Genomic DNA, 18591 nt, shown 5'->3' with positions numbered 1-18591 from the left:
TATGAAACAAATTTTACACATTGCCAGCCGAGAGCTAAGCACTTTTTTTGATTCATTAACGGCTTATGTATTAATCGTTATTTTTTTAGGATTTAGTGGTTTTTTTACCTGGATTTACGGGGCAGATGTCTTTTTTGTAGGGCAAGCTAATCTCAATACATTTTTTACAGTTGCATACTGGAGTTTATTTATTTTTATTCCGGCTCTTACTATGCGTTCAATTGCCGGGGAATTAAAGGCAGGAACACTTGAGCTCCTTCTTACTAAACCTGTAAGCGATTGGCAATTAATTTTTGGTAAATTTTTGTCCACTTTACTGTTAATTGCAATAGCACTGGCTCCGACAGTAATTTATTATTTCACTTTATGGGCAATTGGTCCGGTAGATCATTCCGCAATTTTATTGGGATACGTGGGCTTATTGCTTATGAGTATGGTTTATATTAGTATTGGATTGCTTGCCTCCTGTATTGCTTCCAATCCAATAATTGCATCTTTAGCAGCCTTGTCCATAGGTATTTTTTTTCACATTATTTTTGATGTATTGGCTTCTAACTTTGTAGGCCTCATTGGGAGTTTCTTTAGTTATATGAGTCTTTCAACTCATTTTGAATCGATTTCAAGAGGTGTTGTTGATACAAAAGATCTGATTTATTTCTTCTCTATTGTGTTTTTCTGTCTTTTTACGTCAAAAATGATTTTATCAAATCGCAATCTGTAAATCCTGATTTATGACTAAAAGAAAAAATATAATATATAGCAGTTTAGTTGTAGCAGGGATTTTAATTATCCTGAATTTTATTTCTTCGGTTTTTTTCTTTCGAGCTGATTTTACCGAGGATAAGAGATATACATTGGATCGTTCAACCAAACGTATTTTAAGAGAGGTGGAGATACCTATTATAATTACTTTGTATGTGTCTGATAATTTACCTCCAGACGTTAACAGGACGGTACAGGATCTGAAAAATCTTTTAACAGAATATAATAATTACAGTAAGAAGAAAATTGATTTTGAATTTATCAACCCCAATACGAATGAGGAGTTGGAACAAGAGGCTATCGAGGCCGGAATCAATCCAGTGCCGTTGGAAATTCGGGAAAAGGATCAGATTAAAGTACAAAGGGTCTTTTTGGGAATGTCTATTCAGGTTGGAGATAAGTCAGAAATTATTCCATTAATTAAGCCTGGAATAGTTATGGAATATACTTTGTCTACCTTAATTAAGAGACTAACCATTAAGGATAAACCTAAAATTGGCTACATTGTTGGACACGGTGAGCCTGCACTTGGAAAATTGGAACAGGCCATTGCTGAATTGTCTATTTTGTACGACGTTAAGCAGATTCATTTATTGTCTGAGCCTGATCTTTCGGAATACAAGTCTTTGATGTTAATTGGGCCAATGGCAACCATTTCATCAACACAATTATCGCGACTGGATAAATATTTAGCTGAAGGAGGTAATTTATTTATAGCCATTGAGCGGGTAAACGGAATGTTGAATGATGGAATTGGAGTTTCTGTGAATACTGGTTTAGAAACATGGTTGCAAACCAAAGGTTTATATGTAGATGATTCCTTTATTGTTGATAAAAAATGTGGAACTGTAACGGTTCAGCAACAAGGATATTTTTCCTATCCACAGCAAATTAATTTTCCCTTTTTACCTGTGATATCTAAATTTTCAAATCATACGATTACGGATGGTATCGAAACGGTTGTATTGCAATTTGCAAGTCCGATTAGTTTTATTGGTGATAGCACGATGAACTATCAGCCTCTTGCCTTTACATCCGACATTTCGGGGAAATTAAAAGCGCCAATTAGTTTTAATATTGGAAGAATATGGCGAGCACAGGATTTTCTCTATCCCGATTTAACCGTTGCAGCAACAATTAGAGGAAATATGGGGGGTGAAAAAGAAGCGCGAATTTGTGTTGTTGGTGATGGAAATTTTATTGTAAATGGTTTAGGTACAAGTAAGATTACTATTCAGAGGGATAATATTAATTTTTTAGCAAATGCGGTAGATTGGTTAAGTGATGATACCGGATTAATGTCGCTAAGAACAAAAGGCGTTTCTTCACGCCCCATAAAAGAAATTACCGATGCCAGAGTTTTCTTTTTGAAATACCTTAATTTCTTACTTCCACTCGTGTTAATAATTGCATATGGTTTGTTCCGTTTTGAAAGAAGACGGAGAAAGCGATCTAAAAGAATGAAACCTGGTTTTATAAAGTAGAAAGGGTAGTAGTAGAAGGAGTTTTATCCCGGCTTCTGGCAATTCCGGGAAAGAACAACCAGAAGCTTATTAGCATATCAATAAATCGGGATAAATAAGTCAGATCGAGTCTGATTTTATTTATTGATGGCAATTTAATTATATATTTCTTTCCGATCAAAATTTTTTGATTAATGTGTGGATTGTTTGTTGTGATGAAAAGGTTTCTAGTCAGTAAAATCAGTGTGTGCAGCACTTTTCATTAGCGTTATTTAAAAGGAATAAAAATAAAGATCACTAATTTTTGTTAATAAAATATTTAGTATTGTTAATAAAACAGCATAAAAAAAACGAAGTAACTACTTCGTTTTTTTTATTTTATATTGTTTTAACTAGGATTTATTTTTAGCCTTTGGGTTGAATCTTTAGTTTTTGCCCCACCTTAAGACTTCCATCATCTTTTATATTATTGATTTTCATGATGTCGGAGTTGGAAATACCCGGAAATTTTTTGGCGATAGTCCAGAAGTTATCACCTCTTTTTACAGTGTAGTAAATGTATGATCCATTACTGTTAGCGGTTGGAGTTGATTTCGTTGTGGTTTGTGTTGTTGATGAAACTGTTTTTCCTAATGTAGCTTGCTTTTGGCTGTAACCCATTGCATTGAAACTACTATAATAGGACTCTTTTCCTTTAGGGACATAAATAACCAGTTTTTGCCCAACCTTAATTAAGTTTCTTCTTATGTTATTCCAATATCTTAAATCCGAGGTTCTAACATGAAACCAGGAAGCAATAAGTCCAATGGCATCACCCGATTTTACTTTGTAATACACCTTATCTTTATCCTTGGGTGTAACGTGGGCAAACTTTTGGTACCGGTCATTAGGATTTACCACCTTATCTCTCATGCTAAAATAAAAATCTTTTTTGTAAGCAAAAATAGAGTCTTGATTATCTATAAACTTAGCGGTGTACTCCAGAGGGATTTTTAATGCATAACCATTTTTACTCGCAGGTATAATATCAGCTCTGTATTGAGGATTCAATTCTCTTAATTGTTCTTTTGAAATGTTGATTACGTTGGCAACCTGATCGAAGTGAAGTTGTTCACTGATAAGCAATGTGTCGCATGCAACTGGCAAATTAGATGGTTGTGGGAATAACTGATGCTCTTTGTGGTAATTGAAAGTATAAAGAGCCGCTATAAATGCCGGTACATATCCTCTTGTTTCTTTAGGCAAGTGAAAATAAATATCCCAATAGTTTTTCTTGCCGCCACTTCGTCTGATCGCTTTATTTACATTTCCTGGTCCGCAGTTGTAGGCAGCGATTACCAAATGCCAATTGCCGTAAACCCGATACATATCTTTCAGATATTTTACTGCAGCGTAACTCGCTTTTACAGGATCTCTTCGTTCATCAACAAAAGTATTAATATCGAGCTTGTACATTCTTCCCGTTCCATACATAAATTGCCATAAACCACTTGCTCCGGCTCTGGATAGTGCTTTTGGATTTAAAGCCGATTCGATGATGGGTAAATATTTTAATTCCTGAGGCAGACCTTCTTTGTCCAAAATCTCTTCGATAATCGGGAAATAGTATTCTGACATTCCCATCATCATTTCAACCTGAGATCTTCTTCTTTGCGAATACAATTCGATGTAGTTTCGTACGATTTTATTGTAAGATAAATCGATTACAGAAGGAATTTGTTCCAATCGTTTGATATAAACGGAATCAGGAATTTTTTCTGTTTGAACTGAAATGGAGTCCTGAATGTATTTTCTTGTTTTAAACGTGTTTTTTGCGTACCACGAATAAAGCAAACTGTCTAAGTTGTTTGAGAAAGTTGTATTGATACTGTCATTCAAATCCCAGCGAACATCCACCGGATTAATTTTCAGAAAATCCAAAGAGTCCTTTTCAGTTTCCTCAATTACATTTTCTGCAACTTTCGATAAGGTGTCAATTTCAGAAAGAGTTACTTGTTCAATTTCTGACTCTGTTTTGAATGTTTGTTCTGAACTTGACTGTTTGGTAGTGCTGCAAGCAAATGTTGTACCCAAAAAAATAAGGGGTAAAATATATTGTTTTCTTTTCATCATTGTTTTTTAAAAGGTAATTTGGCATCTAAAGCCAAGAGAATTGCCCGAAAAAGCAGAGTAGCTAACCGCAGGTTCTACTTTAATAGTCAAGTCATTGTTCACATTAAAATTGGTAAAATGTGCATCAACCGCAGCATCTACAATATTTAGTACGTAAACTCCGACCAAAATGATATAGCTAAGATCGCGATCGTGCTTATAAGAGTCTTTGCCATTTTGTAAAGTGGTTTTAAACCATGTATCATAGGATGTTGTTGTGGCATCCCAATCATTTTCCAGAATTTTCTGATAACTATCCGCAGTAGGTTTTTCGGTCACTAGTTTTTCTTCTGCAGAGAGAGCTTTCCAATCATAAAATTCAGAAAAATCTTTAAAGCCACTTTTGTACTTTCTATAATTTTTGGTATTCCAGTTAATGGCATAAACTGTTACCCCAATTCCCGCGTATAGTATAGGTATCTTCCAATACTTCTTGTTGTAGGCTTGTCCTAAACCAGGAAATATAACAGAGTACATGGTTGCTTTATGCGGAGAATGAACTTTAACAATTGATTCTACCGCTACAGTGTCTGCTTCTACTAATTGCTGAGAAATGGCATTGTTTGACTTGCCAAAAAGCATAAGAAAGATCAGCCCAAGGATAATTACCAGGCGCAAATTATTCAATGTTTAAATTTTTAAAAGTTTCAACTAACTTATGATTTCATTTGATCCAATACAGCAAGGATACGTTCTAAATCGTCATCGGATGTGAATGGGATAATGATTTTTCCTTTGCCGTTTTTGGTGCGTTTAAGATCAACTTTTGCACTAAAATGATTGGCTAAGTGATCCTTTAAAGATTCATACTCTTTAGGAAGTGCTGTTGCTTTCTCCTGAGTCGGTTTTTCTTCAGTTGTTTGGTTGAAATTACGAACCAATTCTTCAACTTTTCGAACTGAGAAATCATTTTCAACGGTTACTTGAAAAATTTCAAGTTGAGTTCTTGGATCATCAACATTTACCAATGCGCGGGCATGGCCCATAAGTAGTTTTTTCTCGCGAATTCCTTTTTGGATTTCAGCAGGTAGTCTTAGTAGTCGTAAATAGTTGGATACTGTAGAGCGTTTTTTACCTACACGGTCAGATAAACTCTCTTGCGTTAGTTTACACTCTTCAATTAATCTTTGATAACTAATGGCAATTTCAATAGAATCAAGGTCTTCACGTTGGATATTTTCAACCAAGGCAAGTTCCAGCATTTTATCATCTTCAGCCAATCGAACGTAAGCTGGAATTTTAGTCAGTCCGGCAATTTTAGCTGCTCGATAGCGTCTTTCTCCGGCAATAAGCTGGTAGGAGTTATTATGAATTTTTCGAACCGTAATTGGCTGAACAATTCCTAATTCTTTAATAGATTGAGCCAATTCATTCAAAGCTTCCTCATCAAATTTGGTTCTTGGCTGATAGGGATTTGCTTCAATTTTTGAGATCTCGATTTCGTTACTTAAATCTCTTTCAGGTCTCGCCTGAACATCATCGATATCATTAATCAGTGCTCCTAATCCTCTTCCTAATGCGCTCTTTTTTATCATCTTACTATTTCAATATTATTCGCTAATGAGTTTTGCTTTGGTGTTTGTTTTTGTCAGGTTATTATTTTTCAATAATTCACGAGCCAAATTTAAGTAATTAACTGCTCCGGCCGATTCTGCATCATAAAGAATTGCTGGTTTACCGTAACTTGGAGCCTCACCTAGCTTAGTGTTACGTTGAATGATCGTTTCGAAAACCATATCCTGAAAGTGTTTTTTAACTTCACTTACAACTTGATTTGATAATCGTAAACGGCTGTCATACATCGTCAAAAGAAATCCTTCAATTTCCAAATCCGGATTTAAACGGTTCTGAATAATTTTAATTGTATTCAGAAGTTTGCCCAAACCTTCCAATGCAAAATATTCACACTGAACAGGAATGATTATTGAATTAGCTGCTGTTAGCGCATTCACGGTAATTAAACCAAGTGAAGGCGAACAGTCAATTAGAATAAAATCATAATCAGGACTCAATTTTTCAAGAACCTTCAATAAGATTTGCTCACGATTTGCAAGATTCAACATTTCAATTTCAGCACCTACCAAGTCGATATGCGAAGGAAGAATATCAAATCCTTCAATTTCGCTATGTAGAATGGCTTCTTTGGGTTCAATTCCATCAACAATACATTCGTAAATGCTTTTTTCAATGTTTCGAACATCAAAGCCAATGCCTGAAGTCGAATTTGCCTGCGGATCAGCATCAACAATTAAAACCTTATACTCCAAAACAGCAAGACTTGAAGCAAGATTTATTGCTGTAGTGGTTTTTCCAACCCCTCCTTTTTGGTTTGCCAGAGCAATTATTTTAGCCATAAACAATTCTAATTACAAGGTTTTATATTATAAAAATGATCTTGTTCCAAAGATACTATTTTAAAGCATATTTAAAATTTTGAAGCCATCTAAAATAGTAACAAAAGCAAGTAAATTATCAACATATTATAGCCTTGTAAGGCTAAAAGTATAAGGAAACAGAACTCCCTGGGGATGAACGTTTTTCATAATCACAGGATAGCCCTTTTGATTTTCTAAAGTTTGTCGATTATCATACTGCTTTCGGCTAAAAGCTGATCCTTGTTGATTGGAACAACAACCGGAATTTCACACACAATTCCACCTGCAAGGTTCGAGATTGCGGCAATTTGTCTTGCATTCATACCAGCGGCCAAACACAAGGTAGCAACACTGATTACAGTATCACCGGCTCCTGAAACATCAGCAATTTGCCTAACTACAGCAGGAATATGTTCATAGGTTTTTTCATTGCTGATAAAAACGCCTAACTCAGATAACGTAATAAATAGTTTTTTAATACCCATTTCATTCTGAAACTTTTTGGCTTCATCGAATAATCCTTGAATATCTCCTTTTTCAAGCAGGAGATTGGAACCTTCCACAAATTCTTTGAAGTTGGGTTTGAAAAGGCTTACATTTTTATAATCGTTGTAATGTCGTTTTTTAGGATCTACGGAAACAGGAATTGCTTTACTATTAGCAAGATTGGTGATTTCATCAATCAGATTTTTAGTGATTACACCTTTGTCGTAATCTTCAAAAATAATCGCATGAATTTCATGCTTTTCGATTAAACTTTTGATGTGATCAATAAATTCATCTTCTATTTCATCCGCTAATTCATGAGTATCTTCTTCATCTACACGAATAAGGTGTTGATTATTGCTTATGAAGCGCGTTTTTACTGTTGTTTTGCGTTTACTGCTAACAACGATTCCATATTGTTCCTCTTGTATGTCAGTTAAAAGGTTTAGAAATTCTGTGCCTTTTTCATCTTTTCCAATCACCGAACAAAGAATAGGGTTTGCGCCTAATGATTTGATATTTAGAGCTACATTGGCGGCTCCCCCTAATCTACTTTCGCGTTTAACACAAGAAACAATTGGTACCGGAGCTTCCGGCGATATTCGATCTACCTTTCCCCAAACATAAGCGTCGACCATAACGTCGCCGATAATTAATACATTCAATTTGGAGAAGGACCCGAAGATTTGTTCTAATTCAATTATATTCACTATTTCCTGGTTTTTGAATTATGAAAGCAAAGATAAACAAATTCACGTGTTTGCGAATTTTTGGTACATCCCTTATGTATTTTTAACATTTTTAAAAAACTTTGCAGGCGTGAAAAAATGGAGCTTTCGCTGATGTGTTTGTGCTTATTGCCTAAGAAGCCGGATGTCCTTATCATCTGAAAAACAGGGCCGGTAATGGAGTGAAAGACCTGATTTACGATGCAGTTAGCGAGGGCTTTGGAGTAAAACCCTTTGTGTTTTTATGAAAAAAACTTTGTTGCTTATGTAATTTGCATGATATTTTAATAAAAAACATTTATTCCTTATGCGGTTTACATCATTCTTTAGTTGCAAAACAGTATCGATTAAGTAATTAGCTTCTCTTTTTAGGTGAAAAACTAATATCACCATGTATTTTACATCTTAATAACAGTAAAAAGCATCTATTTAGTAGTTTTCACATCAAAATTATAGTAAAAGGCTGGTCTGTCAGAGCAAATAGCTCCGTTGTGAGTGCTTTTTGAATCGTAAAAGAAGATTTTTACATCGGATCAACATCGAAATTTATTTGGACAGACTTAAATTTATCCATGCTTTTTAAATGATTCGCTTGTTGATTTAAAATCCATTTGGCTTTTGATGGAGAACTTTTCTTCTCTATTTTCAGGAGAATATTAACAATGTGAAAGTTCTGAATTCGATTAATAACAGGTGCTTGAGGTCCAAAAATACGGATGCCAAAAATTTTCCGTAAAGATTTTGCTAAGGTTTCTGACGCCTGATTCACTACAGTCTGGTTTTTGTGTTTTAAACAGATGTTGATTAATCGATAGTATGGTGGATAAATGTATTCCTTTCTTTCTGCCAGCTGGCCATTATACATAGACAGGTAATCGTTGTCAATCACATTTTTAATGATTGGATGCTCTGGCGTGAAAGTTTGAATCAGTACTTTTCCTCTTTTCTTTTTTCGTCCGGCACGACCGGAAACCTGAGCCATCATTTGAAAACTGCGCTCATAGGCACGGTAATCCGGATAATTCAGCATCGAGTCAGCATTTAAAACGCCCACCAAACTAACATTATCAAAATCGAGACCCTTCGAAACCATCTGTGTGCCCACTAAAATATCAAGCTCATTGTTTTCGAATTTGTAGATAAGCTTTTCGTAGGCCATCTTTTTACGGGTGGTATCCAAATCCATTCTTGCAATTCGTGCATTGGGAAATAATTCCGTCAATTCTTCTTCAATTTTTTCAGTTCCAAAACCTCTGTCTTCAATTTCGGTTGAGCCACAATGATCGCAACTGCTTGGCGGATGAATACTGTGAGCACAGTAGTGGCAAACCAATTGATTGTTGAATCGGTGGTATGTTAAACTGACAGAGCAGTTTGGACAATGAGGAACCCATCCGCAGCTTTTGCATTCCAGGTAGGGAGAATATCCTCTTCTGTTTTGAAATAGAATGATCTGTTCCTTATTTTCCAGACAAGTCTCCATCATTTGCATCAACTCAGGAGAGAACATGGATTTCATCTGTTTTTTTCGCTTGGCTTCCTTTATGTCAGCAATAATTATTTCGGGCATTTCCAGATTTTGGTATCGCTGAAATAATTCTACCAAACCATATTTGCCTGTTTGGGCATTGTAATAAGTTTCGATGGCTGGTGTCGCAGTCCCCAATAAAGTTTTAGCCTGATGCAAATGAGCCAGGTAGATAGAAGCATCGCGGGCGTGGTATCGTGGAGCCGGATCGAATTGTTTGTACGTGTTTTCGTGTTCTTCATCGACAATAATTAATCCTAAATTTTTGAAAGGTAAAAATATTGATGAACGAACACCTAAAATAACCTGATATGCAGAATCAGGATCGTTTTGATTGATGTTGTTGTAAATTTCTACCCGTTCGGCATCGTTAAATTTTGAATGGTAGATTCCTACTTTATTTCCAAATACAGTTCGAAGCCGATTGATGATCTGAGTTGTTAAAGCAATCTCAGGCAACAGGTAAAGAACCTGATTGCCTTGCTGTAATTGCTCCTGAATCAGATGGATATATATTTCTGTTTTTCCACTTGAGGTGACTCCGTGAAGCAGTACACAGTTCTTTTCTTCAAAATTCTTACGGATTTCAGCAATTGCTTTTTTCTGGTATTCATTCAGCTCTTTTAGTCCTGAAGTTTCTGCTTGAGACAGATCGATTCTATCCAGCTTTTCATGATAAATTTCAAGAATGCTTTTTTCTACCAAAGCTTTTAAAACACTTTTGGATACATCTGCTGACTTTAAAAGTTCCAGGACCGAAACTTTCTGAGCATTTTCCTCAAAATAGTGTTTGGAAAGGTTGAGATAGGAGTGAAGAACCTCCTGTTGCTTTTTGGCTCTTTTTAGGTCATTAATCAAATCTCCCATTTCCGATTCGTTAAAATCAGATGCCAATCGAACAAACTCTTTTTTCTTTTCCTTGTAATGGTTAATGATTTGTTCTTCGATGGAAACAGCTCCTTTTTCGAGTAGTGATTTTACTTGAGGAAGCGTATTTTTTAATCCTGTGGCCTGATTTAAAGCAGAGATGTTCACATCCTTTGAATGCTTTAGTACATTCAAAATTTGCTCCTCGGTTTTGCTAAGGGCTTCCTGAGTCTGAAAATCTTCGTTTGCAGTTATCTTGGTTTGGCTTTCCAGCTTTAATCCTGAAGGAAGAGCAGCTTTAAAAACATCACCTAAGGTGCATTGGTAATATTGTGATATCCAATCCCAAAAATTGAATTGAAAAGAATTGATAATCGGAGATTCATCCAGACAAGTAATAATGTCTTTGGTTGAATAATCAGCAGGAGGAGTGTTGTGAGTGCTTTTAACAATTCCGGTGTAGAATTTTTTACTGCCAAAGGGAACAACTACCCTTTTTCCAATGGCCACATCAGCTTTTAGTTCCTCTGGAATAGAGTAGGTAAAAAGCCGGGCCAATGGAAGTGGCAGTATAATATCTGCAAATTCGGTAGTCTTGTTCATTACTGTGTGCATTTTCCTCAAAGTTATGAGTTCTGATTAGAATCTCATCATTTGGGCATTAAATCCTAACAGGAAAGCTGGCATGAACAAAAACCACCGTGCTCAAATTATTTAGATAGAAAGAATATCGTTAAGACTCAATAGTGAATCCTTCACTTTCTTTTTATTTTTAATTGCTTTGTTGAATGAAACATGTGAAACTTCACCGTTTACTATTCCTACCATGATACTCTTCTGATCATCCAGTAATGCATCAACTGCAGCAACACCTAAAGTAGAAGCCGTAACACGGTCGAAAGCCGATGGAGAACCACCTCTTTGCATGTGACCTAATACGGAAACACGGATATCGTATTCAGGATGTTCTTTCCCAATTTCCTGAGCAATTGTATAAGCTCCGCCAGATTTATCACCTTCGGCTACAATTACAATACCACTCGATTTGTGTTCTTTGTACCCTTTTTCAAGATATCTTTGCAGATCTTGAGTATGAGTTTCTCTTTCAGGAATCAAAATGGCTTCCGCTCCTGTAGCAATACCACTTCGTAAAGCAATAAAACCAGCATCACGTCCCATTACTTCAATAAAGAATAAACGGTTGTGAGCACTCGCCGTATCACGTATCTTATCAACAGCTTCAATTACAGTATTGATAGCTGTATCGTAACCAATGGTATAATCAGTACCGTACAAATCATTGTCGATAGTACCCGGAATTCCCACTACAGGGATATCATATTCCTGAGTAAAAATACGTGCTCCTGAAAATGTTCCGTCACCACCAATTACTACCAGAGCATCTATTTTGTTGGCAATCATTTGCTCATGCGCCTTTTTTCTTCCTTCTACTGTTCTGAATTCTTCACTTCTGGCCGAACGAAGAATAGTTCCGCCTTTTTGAATAATGTTGCTTACATCATGAGATTTCATTTTTTTAAAATCACCATGAATTAAGCCTTCGTATCCTTGGAATATACCTACAGCTTCAATTTTGTTGTAAATAGCAGCACGAACAACAGCTCTGATGGCTGCATTCATTCCTGGAGCATCGCCTCCTGAAGTTAAAACTCCAATTTTCTTAATTTTAGACATGCTTAAATCGTTTTTATTTTCAAGTTTTATTTTTTCAATTGTTTTATTCATCAGCCAGGCAGGAGTAGATGTTGCTCCACTTACACCAACCGATTTCGCATTCGCAAACCAATCCATATTCAGATCATCGGGACAAGTGATAAAATGACTGTTCTGATTTGTTTTTTTACAGACGTCGAACAGTAATTTTCCGTTCGAACTTTTTTCCCCGCTCACAAAAATGATCACATCGTGTTTGCTTGCAAAATCCTCAATTAAAGGAACACGATTTGATACCTTTCTGCAAATTGTGTCATTAATACTAAGGCTGTTTTTGCATTCTTTTTTCAGATATTCTGAAATTTCAGCAAAGCCTGAAATGGTTTTTGTTGTTTGTGAAAACAGAACAACCGGCAAGCTAAAGTTTACCAATTTTAGATCTTCTGTGTTTTCAACAACAATTGCCTTGTCTTCGGTTTGACCGACTAAACCATTTACCTCGGCATGACCTTTTTTACCGTATATAATTATTTGACCGTTTGACTTCTTAATCTCCCGGTATGCTTTTTTTATTTTTTTTTGCAGGTTTAAAACTACCGGGCACGAAGCGTCAATAATTTTAATATTTTGTTTTTTAGCTGTTTCATAAGAGGATGGCGGTTCTCCATGTGCTCGAAATAAAACTTTTTTTCCTGATAGTTTCGAAAACTGATCGTGATTGATTGCTTGTAATCCTTGAGCATTAAGGCGATCAACTTCGATATTGTTGTGAACGATATCACCAATACAGAAGAGTTGATTATCCTCTTTCAGTATTTCTTCCGCTTTATTTATGGCATTTACAACACCAAAGCAGAATCCGGCGTTAGGATCAATTTCAATATTCATTCTTTATCCTATCTGTTGATTACCTATAGTTCATTCATTCGATCAACAATCCAATCCAATTGTTCATCAGGAGTTAAATGACTGTTGTTGAGTGTAATTGCATCATCAGCTTTTCGAAGTGGGCTTTCATTACGGTTTTCATCGATATAATCTCTTTTTGAAACGTTCTCTCTGATTTCGTCCAATGAAATATTTTCTCCTTTATCTTTTAATTCTTTATAACGGCGAATGGCTCTTATTTCCACATCGGCAGTCATAAATATTTTCAAATCAGCATTTGGGAAAACCACAGTTCCAATATCCCTGCCATCCATTATAACTCCACCTTCTTTGCTCAATTCACGTTGAAAAGCCACCATTTTCTCACGAACAAATTTGATTTTAGCAATCAAACTTACATTGTTCGAAACATCCATTTTACGAATCTCATCTTCAACCAATTCAGTATTCAAATAAGTCTCGTGACGTTGTTTTTCAGTGTTGTATTGAAAAGAGATGTTTACTTGGTCGATCAAATGAGCCAACTTATTTTCATCTACTTTGTCGCCGGAAATTAAGTTGTTTCTCATTGCAAAAAGAGTTACCACCCGATACATTGCACCACTATCAATATAAGTGTATTTAATTTTTTTTGCCAAATCCTTGGCAACAGTACTTTTTCCGCACGACGAATGTCCGTCGATTGCTATAATTAGTTTCTTTTCAGGTATATCCATTCTATTTATTGCTCGATTTTTTTGTGCAATTGGCTACAAAAGTATAAAGAAAATCCATCAAAATATGAGATTTGGAACTAAAAATAGGGGGTGCGAAAGATTATAGTCTCCTGTAAACGATTGAAATGCGTAATTTGAATTATTTTTTTAGAAATTAAAGTCGCTTAATCGGGTGCTGATTGAAAAATGATTGCTAGCACCTGCTAAATGATACTTTGCCGAGGCAAAATTTATCCGGAAACGGGAAACTTTAACTCCAAATCCCCAGGTGAATCCAACAGTAGAAGTTTTTTCATCGACTTTAAGTTCCATTCTTCGCTGAAAGTTGTAACCCAGCCGAATGCTAAAGTTCTTCGATGGCAGAAACTCTGTGCCTAAAATAAAGTGCTTCAGTGCTTTGTCGGAGAAGCCGTCTTTGCTTGATTTTGAGAAGGAGTCGTCCGTTTTATTTAATTCGGATTCGTAAGTCAGATCGAATTCTTCCAGATGGCGGTAGGTGATTGCAAAACGGAAAGGAGCGTGTTGCAGTTTGGTGCTCATTCCAATTAATACTTCATTCGGAAGATCTTCCCGATGCGATCCGTAGTAAGCTTTTATCTGATAACCAAAATTCCGTGCCACAATTGAAGCTCTGAATAGTTCATCGGAACTGTCGTAGATAAAAGCCAAATCGGCGGCCAAACCAAAAGAGCTGTATTTTTCTAATGATGAGTAGATCGGTTTTATGGAAGCTCCCACACGAATGTTCTTATTCAATTGCCGGCCGTAACTAATAATCAGTGCGTAATCGGAAGCTTTAAAATTGCCTGTTATTTCTCCAAATTCGTTTGCTTCGGTAAATTTTCCATAGTTTACGTAATGCATCGCCAATGAAAAGGTGCCTGTTTTAGTGTAATCTTTGGTGTAGGAAGCATATCCGTAATTAATATCGGTAAGGTAATTTACGTAATTCAAAGCTACTTTTTGATCCAAATCGGGATGAAGGGCTGCGGGATTGTAAAAAGAGTAATCTGCATCCACATCGCTTAGTGCAATTTGATCTCCTCCCATAGCAACAACTCTGGCCGAACTTCCCAAATTCAGAAACTCATAGATGTTCTCGCCTCCATTTTGGCCTTTCAAAGAAAGACTTGCAAGAAGGGAAATGAGGATTAGAATTGCTGTTTTATTCATGAAATTGATTGCTTAGGCATCCTAAAGATAGAAATCCGAATGAAAAGATTTTTGCTTACAGTTGTTCTTTTTTCTTTTTAAGGCGATCGACTACTTCGTATACTGCCGGACAGTAATGTGTATTTTTTAATGTAAGATCGAGTATTTGAAAGAAGCGTTTGCGATCGGTATGTGGATATTCGCGACAGGCACGAGGACGATTTTCATAAACCATACAGTAATTGTCAGGCATTAAAAACGGACAAGGAGTTTCTTTAAAAACATAATCGTTTTCATTGTCCATATACAGATATTGATTGATGAATTCGGAAGGTTTCATTCGAAACTGTTTTGCCAGACGTTCAATGTCCTTATCGATAACAATCGGACTAATGCTCTTGCAGCAATTGGCACATTCCAAACAATCCAGATCTTCGAATACTTCATCGTGAAGTGTGTGAACAATAGAGTCCAATTGTTTGGGTTTCTTCTTTTTAAGTCTGGTGAATAATTCTTTGGTAGCAGCTTCGGTATTTTTTGCATTCTGCTTCAGTAACTCCAAATCGATCTCTATATTGCTCATTACTTGATTCTGTTTTTTGAAAGTTTTTGTTTGGCTTGGGATAGAAACAAACCACAAATTACGATGGAAATACCTGCCATTTTCTGGAAGTTTAAAATTTCATCGAGTTTGAAATAGGCAAATATAGCAGTAAAAACAGGAATAGCATTGATGAAAATATTGGTTTGTGTAATTCTAGTAGAATTTAAGTTAAAGAGGATGCGAATAGGATGAGTTTAAGTGAAATTGTTCACACTTCGGTTTTTGGCTGTATGTTAGGTAAGTATTGAAAATTAGGAGTGTAGGGTAATTATAATGTCAAATAAATTTGATGTGCAAATGGTTATATATTAATAATTAATTATTGTTATTCGATAATAAATTGTTGCTAAACAAGAAATTATTATTTATGTTTGTGTCTGTAATGTTAATTAATCTCATAACAAATGAAACGTCCATGCCAAAGCGATTTTGACGCACAGGGAGATGATTATTTCAGCATGGTAAGTTCCATATAGCAAAAACATATAATTATAAACATATGAAAGATAGTAACAGAATTATAGGGTTTCTTTACGGGCTGTTTAATGTTGTATTTTTTTTTAGTATTTTGATTGGTGTGGTAGGCGCGATTTCTGGAGTTGTATTCCTGATTATTGGGGATGATATTGGGCTTAGTTTACCATTTTACAGCACAGTAGAGCTGCCGTATTCTTTTTCTTTTCTATGGGGAGAACACATGGAAGGAATTCGTGAATTTATTGTTAGACCCGAGTCTATTATTTCAAGTAATATTTGGTTCCGAATTGTTGCAGTATTGAATAAGTTAATTCTTATGGGATTCTTTATTTTAAGTGTTAAGCAACTAAAAGATATTTTTAATACATTAAAAGAAGAAAATCGAGAGAAGGGTTATTTTTGCAAGGAGAATTACATTCGAATTCGAAAATTGGCATTTTTGATTTTAGCTTATTCTGTTTATACTTTTGTTATATTTTTTGGTTTTTCTATGTTTTTGATAGAGGATTTTAAATTAGCAGGTAATCTCTTAAGGCTTATACCCGATGGAATAATTCTTACTGGTGTATTCAAGGCTATGATTCTTTTTGTTGTTGCTGAAGTTTATAAGGTTGGTTTGGAGATGAAAAATGATGCTGAATTAACAATTTAAAGGAAATATTGACATGCCAATAATAACAAATTTAGATGTGATGCTGGCCAAGAGAAAAATGAGTTCGAAAGATCTTGCAGATCGAATAGGGATTACTGTAGCCAATTTATCTATTCTGAAGAGTGGTAAGGCGAAAGCCATACGTTTTTCTACATTGGAGGCTATTTGTCGTGAACTCGATTGTAAACCAGCTGATATTCTGGATTATATGCCGTGTGAAGATGATTCTCCGAATTAATGTTGACTGAAATTTACATAGAGGGAATTTACGTGAAATTTTGTCACCAATTCAAGCTAGTCACAAAATAACTGTTTCGTAGGTGGGATTGTTTTTTTTGTTGCCTCTATGTAATCAATAATCTCTTTTAGACTAATATCTCCAATATATTAAGTTTTCAAAATATCAGTTTAGAATTGAATTTTGAGTAAATTATCTGTGCGAATTATTGCTTGTTCGGAATTGTTTTTTTTAATTGTAAATACTCCTCGTGCAGTAGAATATGTTTTTCCTGTAATTCCACTAATTTGTGCAGGAGAATTGCATTTTCGGTTAAAAGATCGTTTAGTTTTTTTGTACTGTGATAGATTACGTTTGGTTCTTCTATTTTTATCTGTTTATCTTCTCCTTGCTTAGAGTTGCTGTCCAATATTTTTTTTAGCAAATAGTTGGCATCTTTATTACAGGCAATCGAAATCTGTTTTAAAGTTTCAGGTTTCCAATTGTCTTTCTTCATATAGGTATATATTGTTCGTCTGTCAACATTAATTCTTCTTGCAATTTCAGTAATTGGCAGTCCCGATTCTGTAATTAATGTTTTGATAATATCGCCTTTTGACATAGGGTGTGAATTATTTAATCAAAAAGTGTCTATTTTATTTGGACATCTTTGTGAAATTTATAATCTTTATTGTGAAATAGAATAAGGGTTATGTGATCTCTAGCGCACAAATTAAGCAATAGTTTTAAAATAGCGGTATTCAATGCAGAAAAAATTTAACATCAATGATCGATTGGGGAATCTGAAAGCCAAGGAGGGAGCTGCACTCAGAAAGGCAATTGCATTGATGATGGGCAGAACAAGAGAACATGTTAGCAGAATTCTTAATGCTCCGGAAGGTTCAGTAAAAGATTTTCCTTCTGAAGTAATTATAAGGCTTGCTGATTTTTTTGAATGTAATCCTGAAGAGTTATATAATACTCCACCTAGACCAATTAATAAAGAAGATTTGTTTAATGTGGAGCATGATTGAGAAGTAAAAAGTGACACTCTTATCTTTTGTGTGCGTTTTGTAATGTAAGTATGAATAAGATGAATAATTATGATATTTTTAGTACAAAAGCCAAAGTGATTGACAGACTTTTGGTTGTATTGTTTTTTGTGATATTAATATTGGCTGTATATTGGGTTTGGTTGTCTTATTCCTGGAGTTTGTCATTGAATTCCTCAATTTCTTACCAATAACAAAAGAAATATAGAAGTGTGGCGAGAAAATTCCAATGAAATATTATTTTAACAATTCTAGTTTCCGTTTCAGGGGTTGTAGTTGGTGGTATAGGAGGAGTTTTAACAGAAGCTGCTATAATCCACTGAGTTTACAATTATTACCTTTATGTTGTTCCAGATAGATTTTAGTATGGATATGTTGAGTTTTTTTTTTCGACTATCAAAAATGCTTAAAATTTAATCCCCCCAACTTTTCCTCCTGACCCCGTTCATCGAAATCAGGGTGATCTTTATTGACATTAAAATAAATGGGAGCCTGACGGATTTTTTTAGGATTTCCGAACTCAGTTTTTGCCGTTGGATGTTCAAAAGAATAGTAAACATACCAGCGGTTGTATTTTTTCAGAATAGCATTTTTCTCATCATTTGTGAATGAGGAAAGTGGCTTGGAAATTACAATTTTTGGATAAATACAAGGTGTAGTATATTTTTTCACAAAGTATTCGCTTGAGTATTCGCTACGTAGTAGGTCTATAATTTTAGCCATAAAAAAATGCGCCGTAAGGCGCATTTTCATTGACTTTTTATCTAGGGTGAAAGACCGGTCTCGAACCGGCGACCTC

At 35.3% G+C, this 18591-nt stretch carries 18 protein-coding genes; 5 read left to right on the top strand and 13 right to left on the bottom strand.

All coding sequences use genetic code 11. The features are described from left to right. Position 1: 1 nt before the first annotated feature. Complete coding sequence (locus QUH73_RS04530) at positions 2–721, top strand: ABC transporter permease subunit (protein WP_289529273.1); 720 nt, start codon at positions 2–4, stop codon at positions 719–721. Between the two features lie 10 nt (positions 722–731). Then, positions 732–2246 (top strand): GldG family protein, encoded by a 1515-nt coding sequence (locus tag QUH73_RS04525; RefSeq protein ID WP_289529272.1) that lies wholly within the window; start codon positions 732–734, stop codon positions 2244–2246. A gap of 384 nt (positions 2247–2630) precedes the next feature. On the opposite strand, the gene QUH73_RS04520 is transcribed toward QUH73_RS04525, so the two are convergent. From QUH73_RS04520 to QUH73_RS20840, 11 genes are all read right to left on the bottom strand, one after another. Next, on the bottom strand, positions 2631–4334 hold the full coding sequence (locus tag QUH73_RS04520) for a lytic transglycosylase domain-containing protein (RefSeq protein WP_289529271.1): 1704 nt from the start codon (positions 4332–4334) through the stop codon (positions 2631–2633). A 9-nt stretch (positions 4335–4343) separates the two neighbouring features. Next, the gene (locus tag QUH73_RS04515) at positions 4344–5003 is read right to left on the bottom strand and encodes a DUF5683 domain-containing protein (RefSeq protein WP_289529270.1); all 660 of its coding nucleotides are present in this window, start codon (positions 5001–5003) and stop codon (positions 4344–4346) included. A gap of 29 nt (positions 5004–5032) precedes the next feature. Continuing rightward, positions 5033–5911 (bottom strand): ParB/RepB/Spo0J family partition protein, encoded by an 879-nt coding sequence (locus tag QUH73_RS04510; RefSeq protein WP_289529269.1) that lies wholly within the window; start codon positions 5909–5911, stop codon positions 5033–5035. 15 nt (positions 5912–5926) lie between these two features. After that, positions 5927–6730: a ParA family protein gene (locus QUH73_RS04505; protein WP_101308054.1), complete on the bottom strand. Its 804-nt coding sequence runs from the start codon at positions 6728–6730 to the stop codon at positions 5927–5929. Positions 6731–6945: 215 nt separating this feature from the next. Continuing rightward, complete coding sequence (locus QUH73_RS04500) at positions 6946–7947, bottom strand: bifunctional heptose 7-phosphate kinase/heptose 1-phosphate adenyltransferase (protein WP_289529268.1); 1002 nt, start codon at positions 7945–7947, stop codon at positions 6946–6948. A gap of 541 nt (positions 7948–8488) precedes the next feature. Beyond that, positions 8489–10963 (bottom strand): replication restart helicase PriA, encoded by a 2475-nt coding sequence (gene priA, locus QUH73_RS04495; RefSeq protein WP_289529267.1) that lies wholly within the window; start codon positions 10961–10963, stop codon positions 8489–8491. 111 nt (positions 10964–11074) lie between these two features. Next, positions 11075–12922, bottom strand: coding sequence for a 6-phosphofructokinase (pfkA, locus tag QUH73_RS04490; RefSeq protein WP_289529266.1), 1848 nt, complete (start codon positions 12920–12922; stop codon positions 11075–11077). Positions 12923–12945: 23 nt separating this feature from the next. Further along, positions 12946–13638 (bottom strand): (d)CMP kinase, encoded by a 693-nt coding sequence (gene cmk / locus QUH73_RS04485; protein WP_289529265.1) that lies wholly within the window; start codon positions 13636–13638, stop codon positions 12946–12948. A gap of 147 nt (positions 13639–13785) precedes the next feature. Continuing rightward, entirely contained in the window at positions 13786–14811 is a 1026-nt protein-coding gene (gene porQ, locus QUH73_RS04480) for a type IX secretion system protein PorQ (protein ID WP_289529264.1), read from the bottom strand. 55 nt (positions 14812–14866) lie between these two features. Beyond that, on the bottom strand, positions 14867–15373 hold the full coding sequence (locus tag QUH73_RS04475; protein WP_289529263.1) for a YkgJ family cysteine cluster protein: 507 nt from the start codon (positions 15371–15373) through the stop codon (positions 14867–14869). Continuing rightward, the gene (locus tag QUH73_RS20840) at positions 15373–15573 is read right to left on the bottom strand and encodes an EamA family transporter (RefSeq protein ID WP_442913389.1); all 201 of its coding nucleotides are present in this window, start codon (positions 15571–15573) and stop codon (positions 15373–15375) included. Before QUH73_RS20840 ends, QUH73_RS04475 begins: the two co-directional genes overlap by 1 nt. A gap of 320 nt (positions 15574–15893) precedes the next feature. Between QUH73_RS20840 and QUH73_RS04470 the strand changes: the two genes are divergently transcribed. Both QUH73_RS04470 and QUH73_RS04465 read left to right on the top strand, forming a co-directional pair. Next, positions 15894–16523 carry a DUF2975 domain-containing protein gene (locus QUH73_RS04470; protein ID WP_289529262.1) on the top strand — a complete coding sequence of 210 codons (630 nt, stop codon included), beginning with the start codon at positions 15894–15896 and terminating at the stop codon, positions 16521–16523. Positions 16524–16536: 13 nt separating this feature from the next. Continuing rightward, positions 16537–16761 (top strand): helix-turn-helix domain-containing protein, encoded by a 225-nt coding sequence (locus QUH73_RS04465; protein WP_336622385.1) that lies wholly within the window; start codon positions 16537–16539, stop codon positions 16759–16761. 205 nt (positions 16762–16966) lie between these two features. On the opposite strand, the gene QUH73_RS04460 is transcribed toward QUH73_RS04465, so the two are convergent. Next, positions 16967–17362 carry a terminase gpP N-terminus-related DNA-binding protein gene (locus tag QUH73_RS04460; protein WP_289529261.1) on the bottom strand — a complete coding sequence of 132 codons (396 nt, stop codon included), beginning with the start codon at positions 17360–17362 and terminating at the stop codon, positions 16967–16969. Between the two features lie 142 nt (positions 17363–17504). Here QUH73_RS04460 and QUH73_RS04455 point away from each other — a divergent pair, with 142 nt between their 5' ends. Beyond that, positions 17505–17774 (top strand): hypothetical protein, encoded by a 270-nt coding sequence (locus QUH73_RS04455; RefSeq protein WP_289529260.1) that lies wholly within the window; start codon positions 17505–17507, stop codon positions 17772–17774. Positions 17775–18188: 414 nt separating this feature from the next. Here the strand turns inward: QUH73_RS04455 and QUH73_RS04450 are convergent, their stop codons facing one another. Then, positions 18189–18545: a hypothetical protein gene (locus QUH73_RS04450; RefSeq protein ID WP_289529259.1), complete on the bottom strand. Its 357-nt coding sequence runs from the start codon at positions 18543–18545 to the stop codon at positions 18189–18191. Positions 18546–18591 lie beyond the last annotated feature (46 nt).

Origin of the sequence: Labilibaculum sp. K2S, assembly GCF_030372765.1 — a bacterium.
Taxonomy (GTDB): domain Bacteria; phylum Bacteroidota; class Bacteroidia; order Bacteroidales; family Marinifilaceae; genus Labilibaculum.
Note: the sequence above shows the minus strand (reverse complement) of the source record. Positions and strands in the feature narration are given on the sequence as shown.

Coding starts and splice junctions, on each gene's coding strand:
- QUH73_RS04475 (WP_289529263.1), bottom strand. CDS start 15,373: ATGAGCAATATAGAGATCGATTTGGAGTTACTGAAGCAGAATGCAAAA.
- QUH73_RS04525 (WP_289529272.1), top strand. CDS start 732: ATGACTAAAAGAAAAAATATAATATATAGCAGTTTAGTTGTAGCAGGG.
- QUH73_RS04455 (WP_289529260.1), top strand. CDS start 17,505: ATGCAGAAAAAATTTAACATCAATGATCGATTGGGGAATCTGAAAGCC.
- QUH73_RS04510 (WP_289529269.1), bottom strand. CDS start 5,911: ATGATAAAAAAGAGCGCATTAGGAAGAGGATTAGGAGCACTGATTAAT.
- QUH73_RS04505 (WP_101308054.1), bottom strand. CDS start 6,730: ATGGCTAAAATAATTGCTCTGGCAAACCAAAAAGGAGGGGTTGGAAAA.
- QUH73_RS04460 (WP_289529261.1), bottom strand. CDS start 17,362: ATGTCAAAAGGCGATATTATCAAAACATTAATTACAGAATCGGGACTG.
- QUH73_RS04530 (WP_289529273.1), top strand. CDS start 2: ATGAAACAAATTTTACACATTGCCAGCCGAGAGCTAAGCACTTTTTTT.
- QUH73_RS04520 (WP_289529271.1), bottom strand. CDS start 4,334: ATGAAAAGAAAACAATATATTTTACCCCTTATTTTTTTGGGTACAACA.
- QUH73_RS04470 (WP_289529262.1), top strand. CDS start 15,894: ATGAAAGATAGTAACAGAATTATAGGGTTTCTTTACGGGCTGTTTAAT.
- porQ (WP_289529264.1), bottom strand. CDS start 14,811: ATGAATAAAACAGCAATTCTAATCCTCATTTCCCTTCTTGCAAGTCTT.
- QUH73_RS04465 (WP_336622385.1), top strand. CDS start 16,537: ATGCCAATAATAACAAATTTAGATGTGATGCTGGCCAAGAGAAAAATG.
- priA (WP_289529267.1), bottom strand. CDS start 10,963: ATGAACAAGACTACCGAATTTGCAGATATTATACTGCCACTTCCATTG.
- QUH73_RS04450 (WP_289529259.1), bottom strand. CDS start 18,545: ATGAAAATGCGCCTTACGGCGCATTTTTTTATGGCTAAAATTATAGAC.
- pfkA (WP_289529266.1), bottom strand. CDS start 12,922: ATGAATATTGAAATTGATCCTAACGCCGGATTCTGCTTTGGTGTTGTA.
- cmk (WP_289529265.1), bottom strand. CDS start 13,638: ATGGATATACCTGAAAAGAAACTAATTATAGCAATCGACGGACATTCG.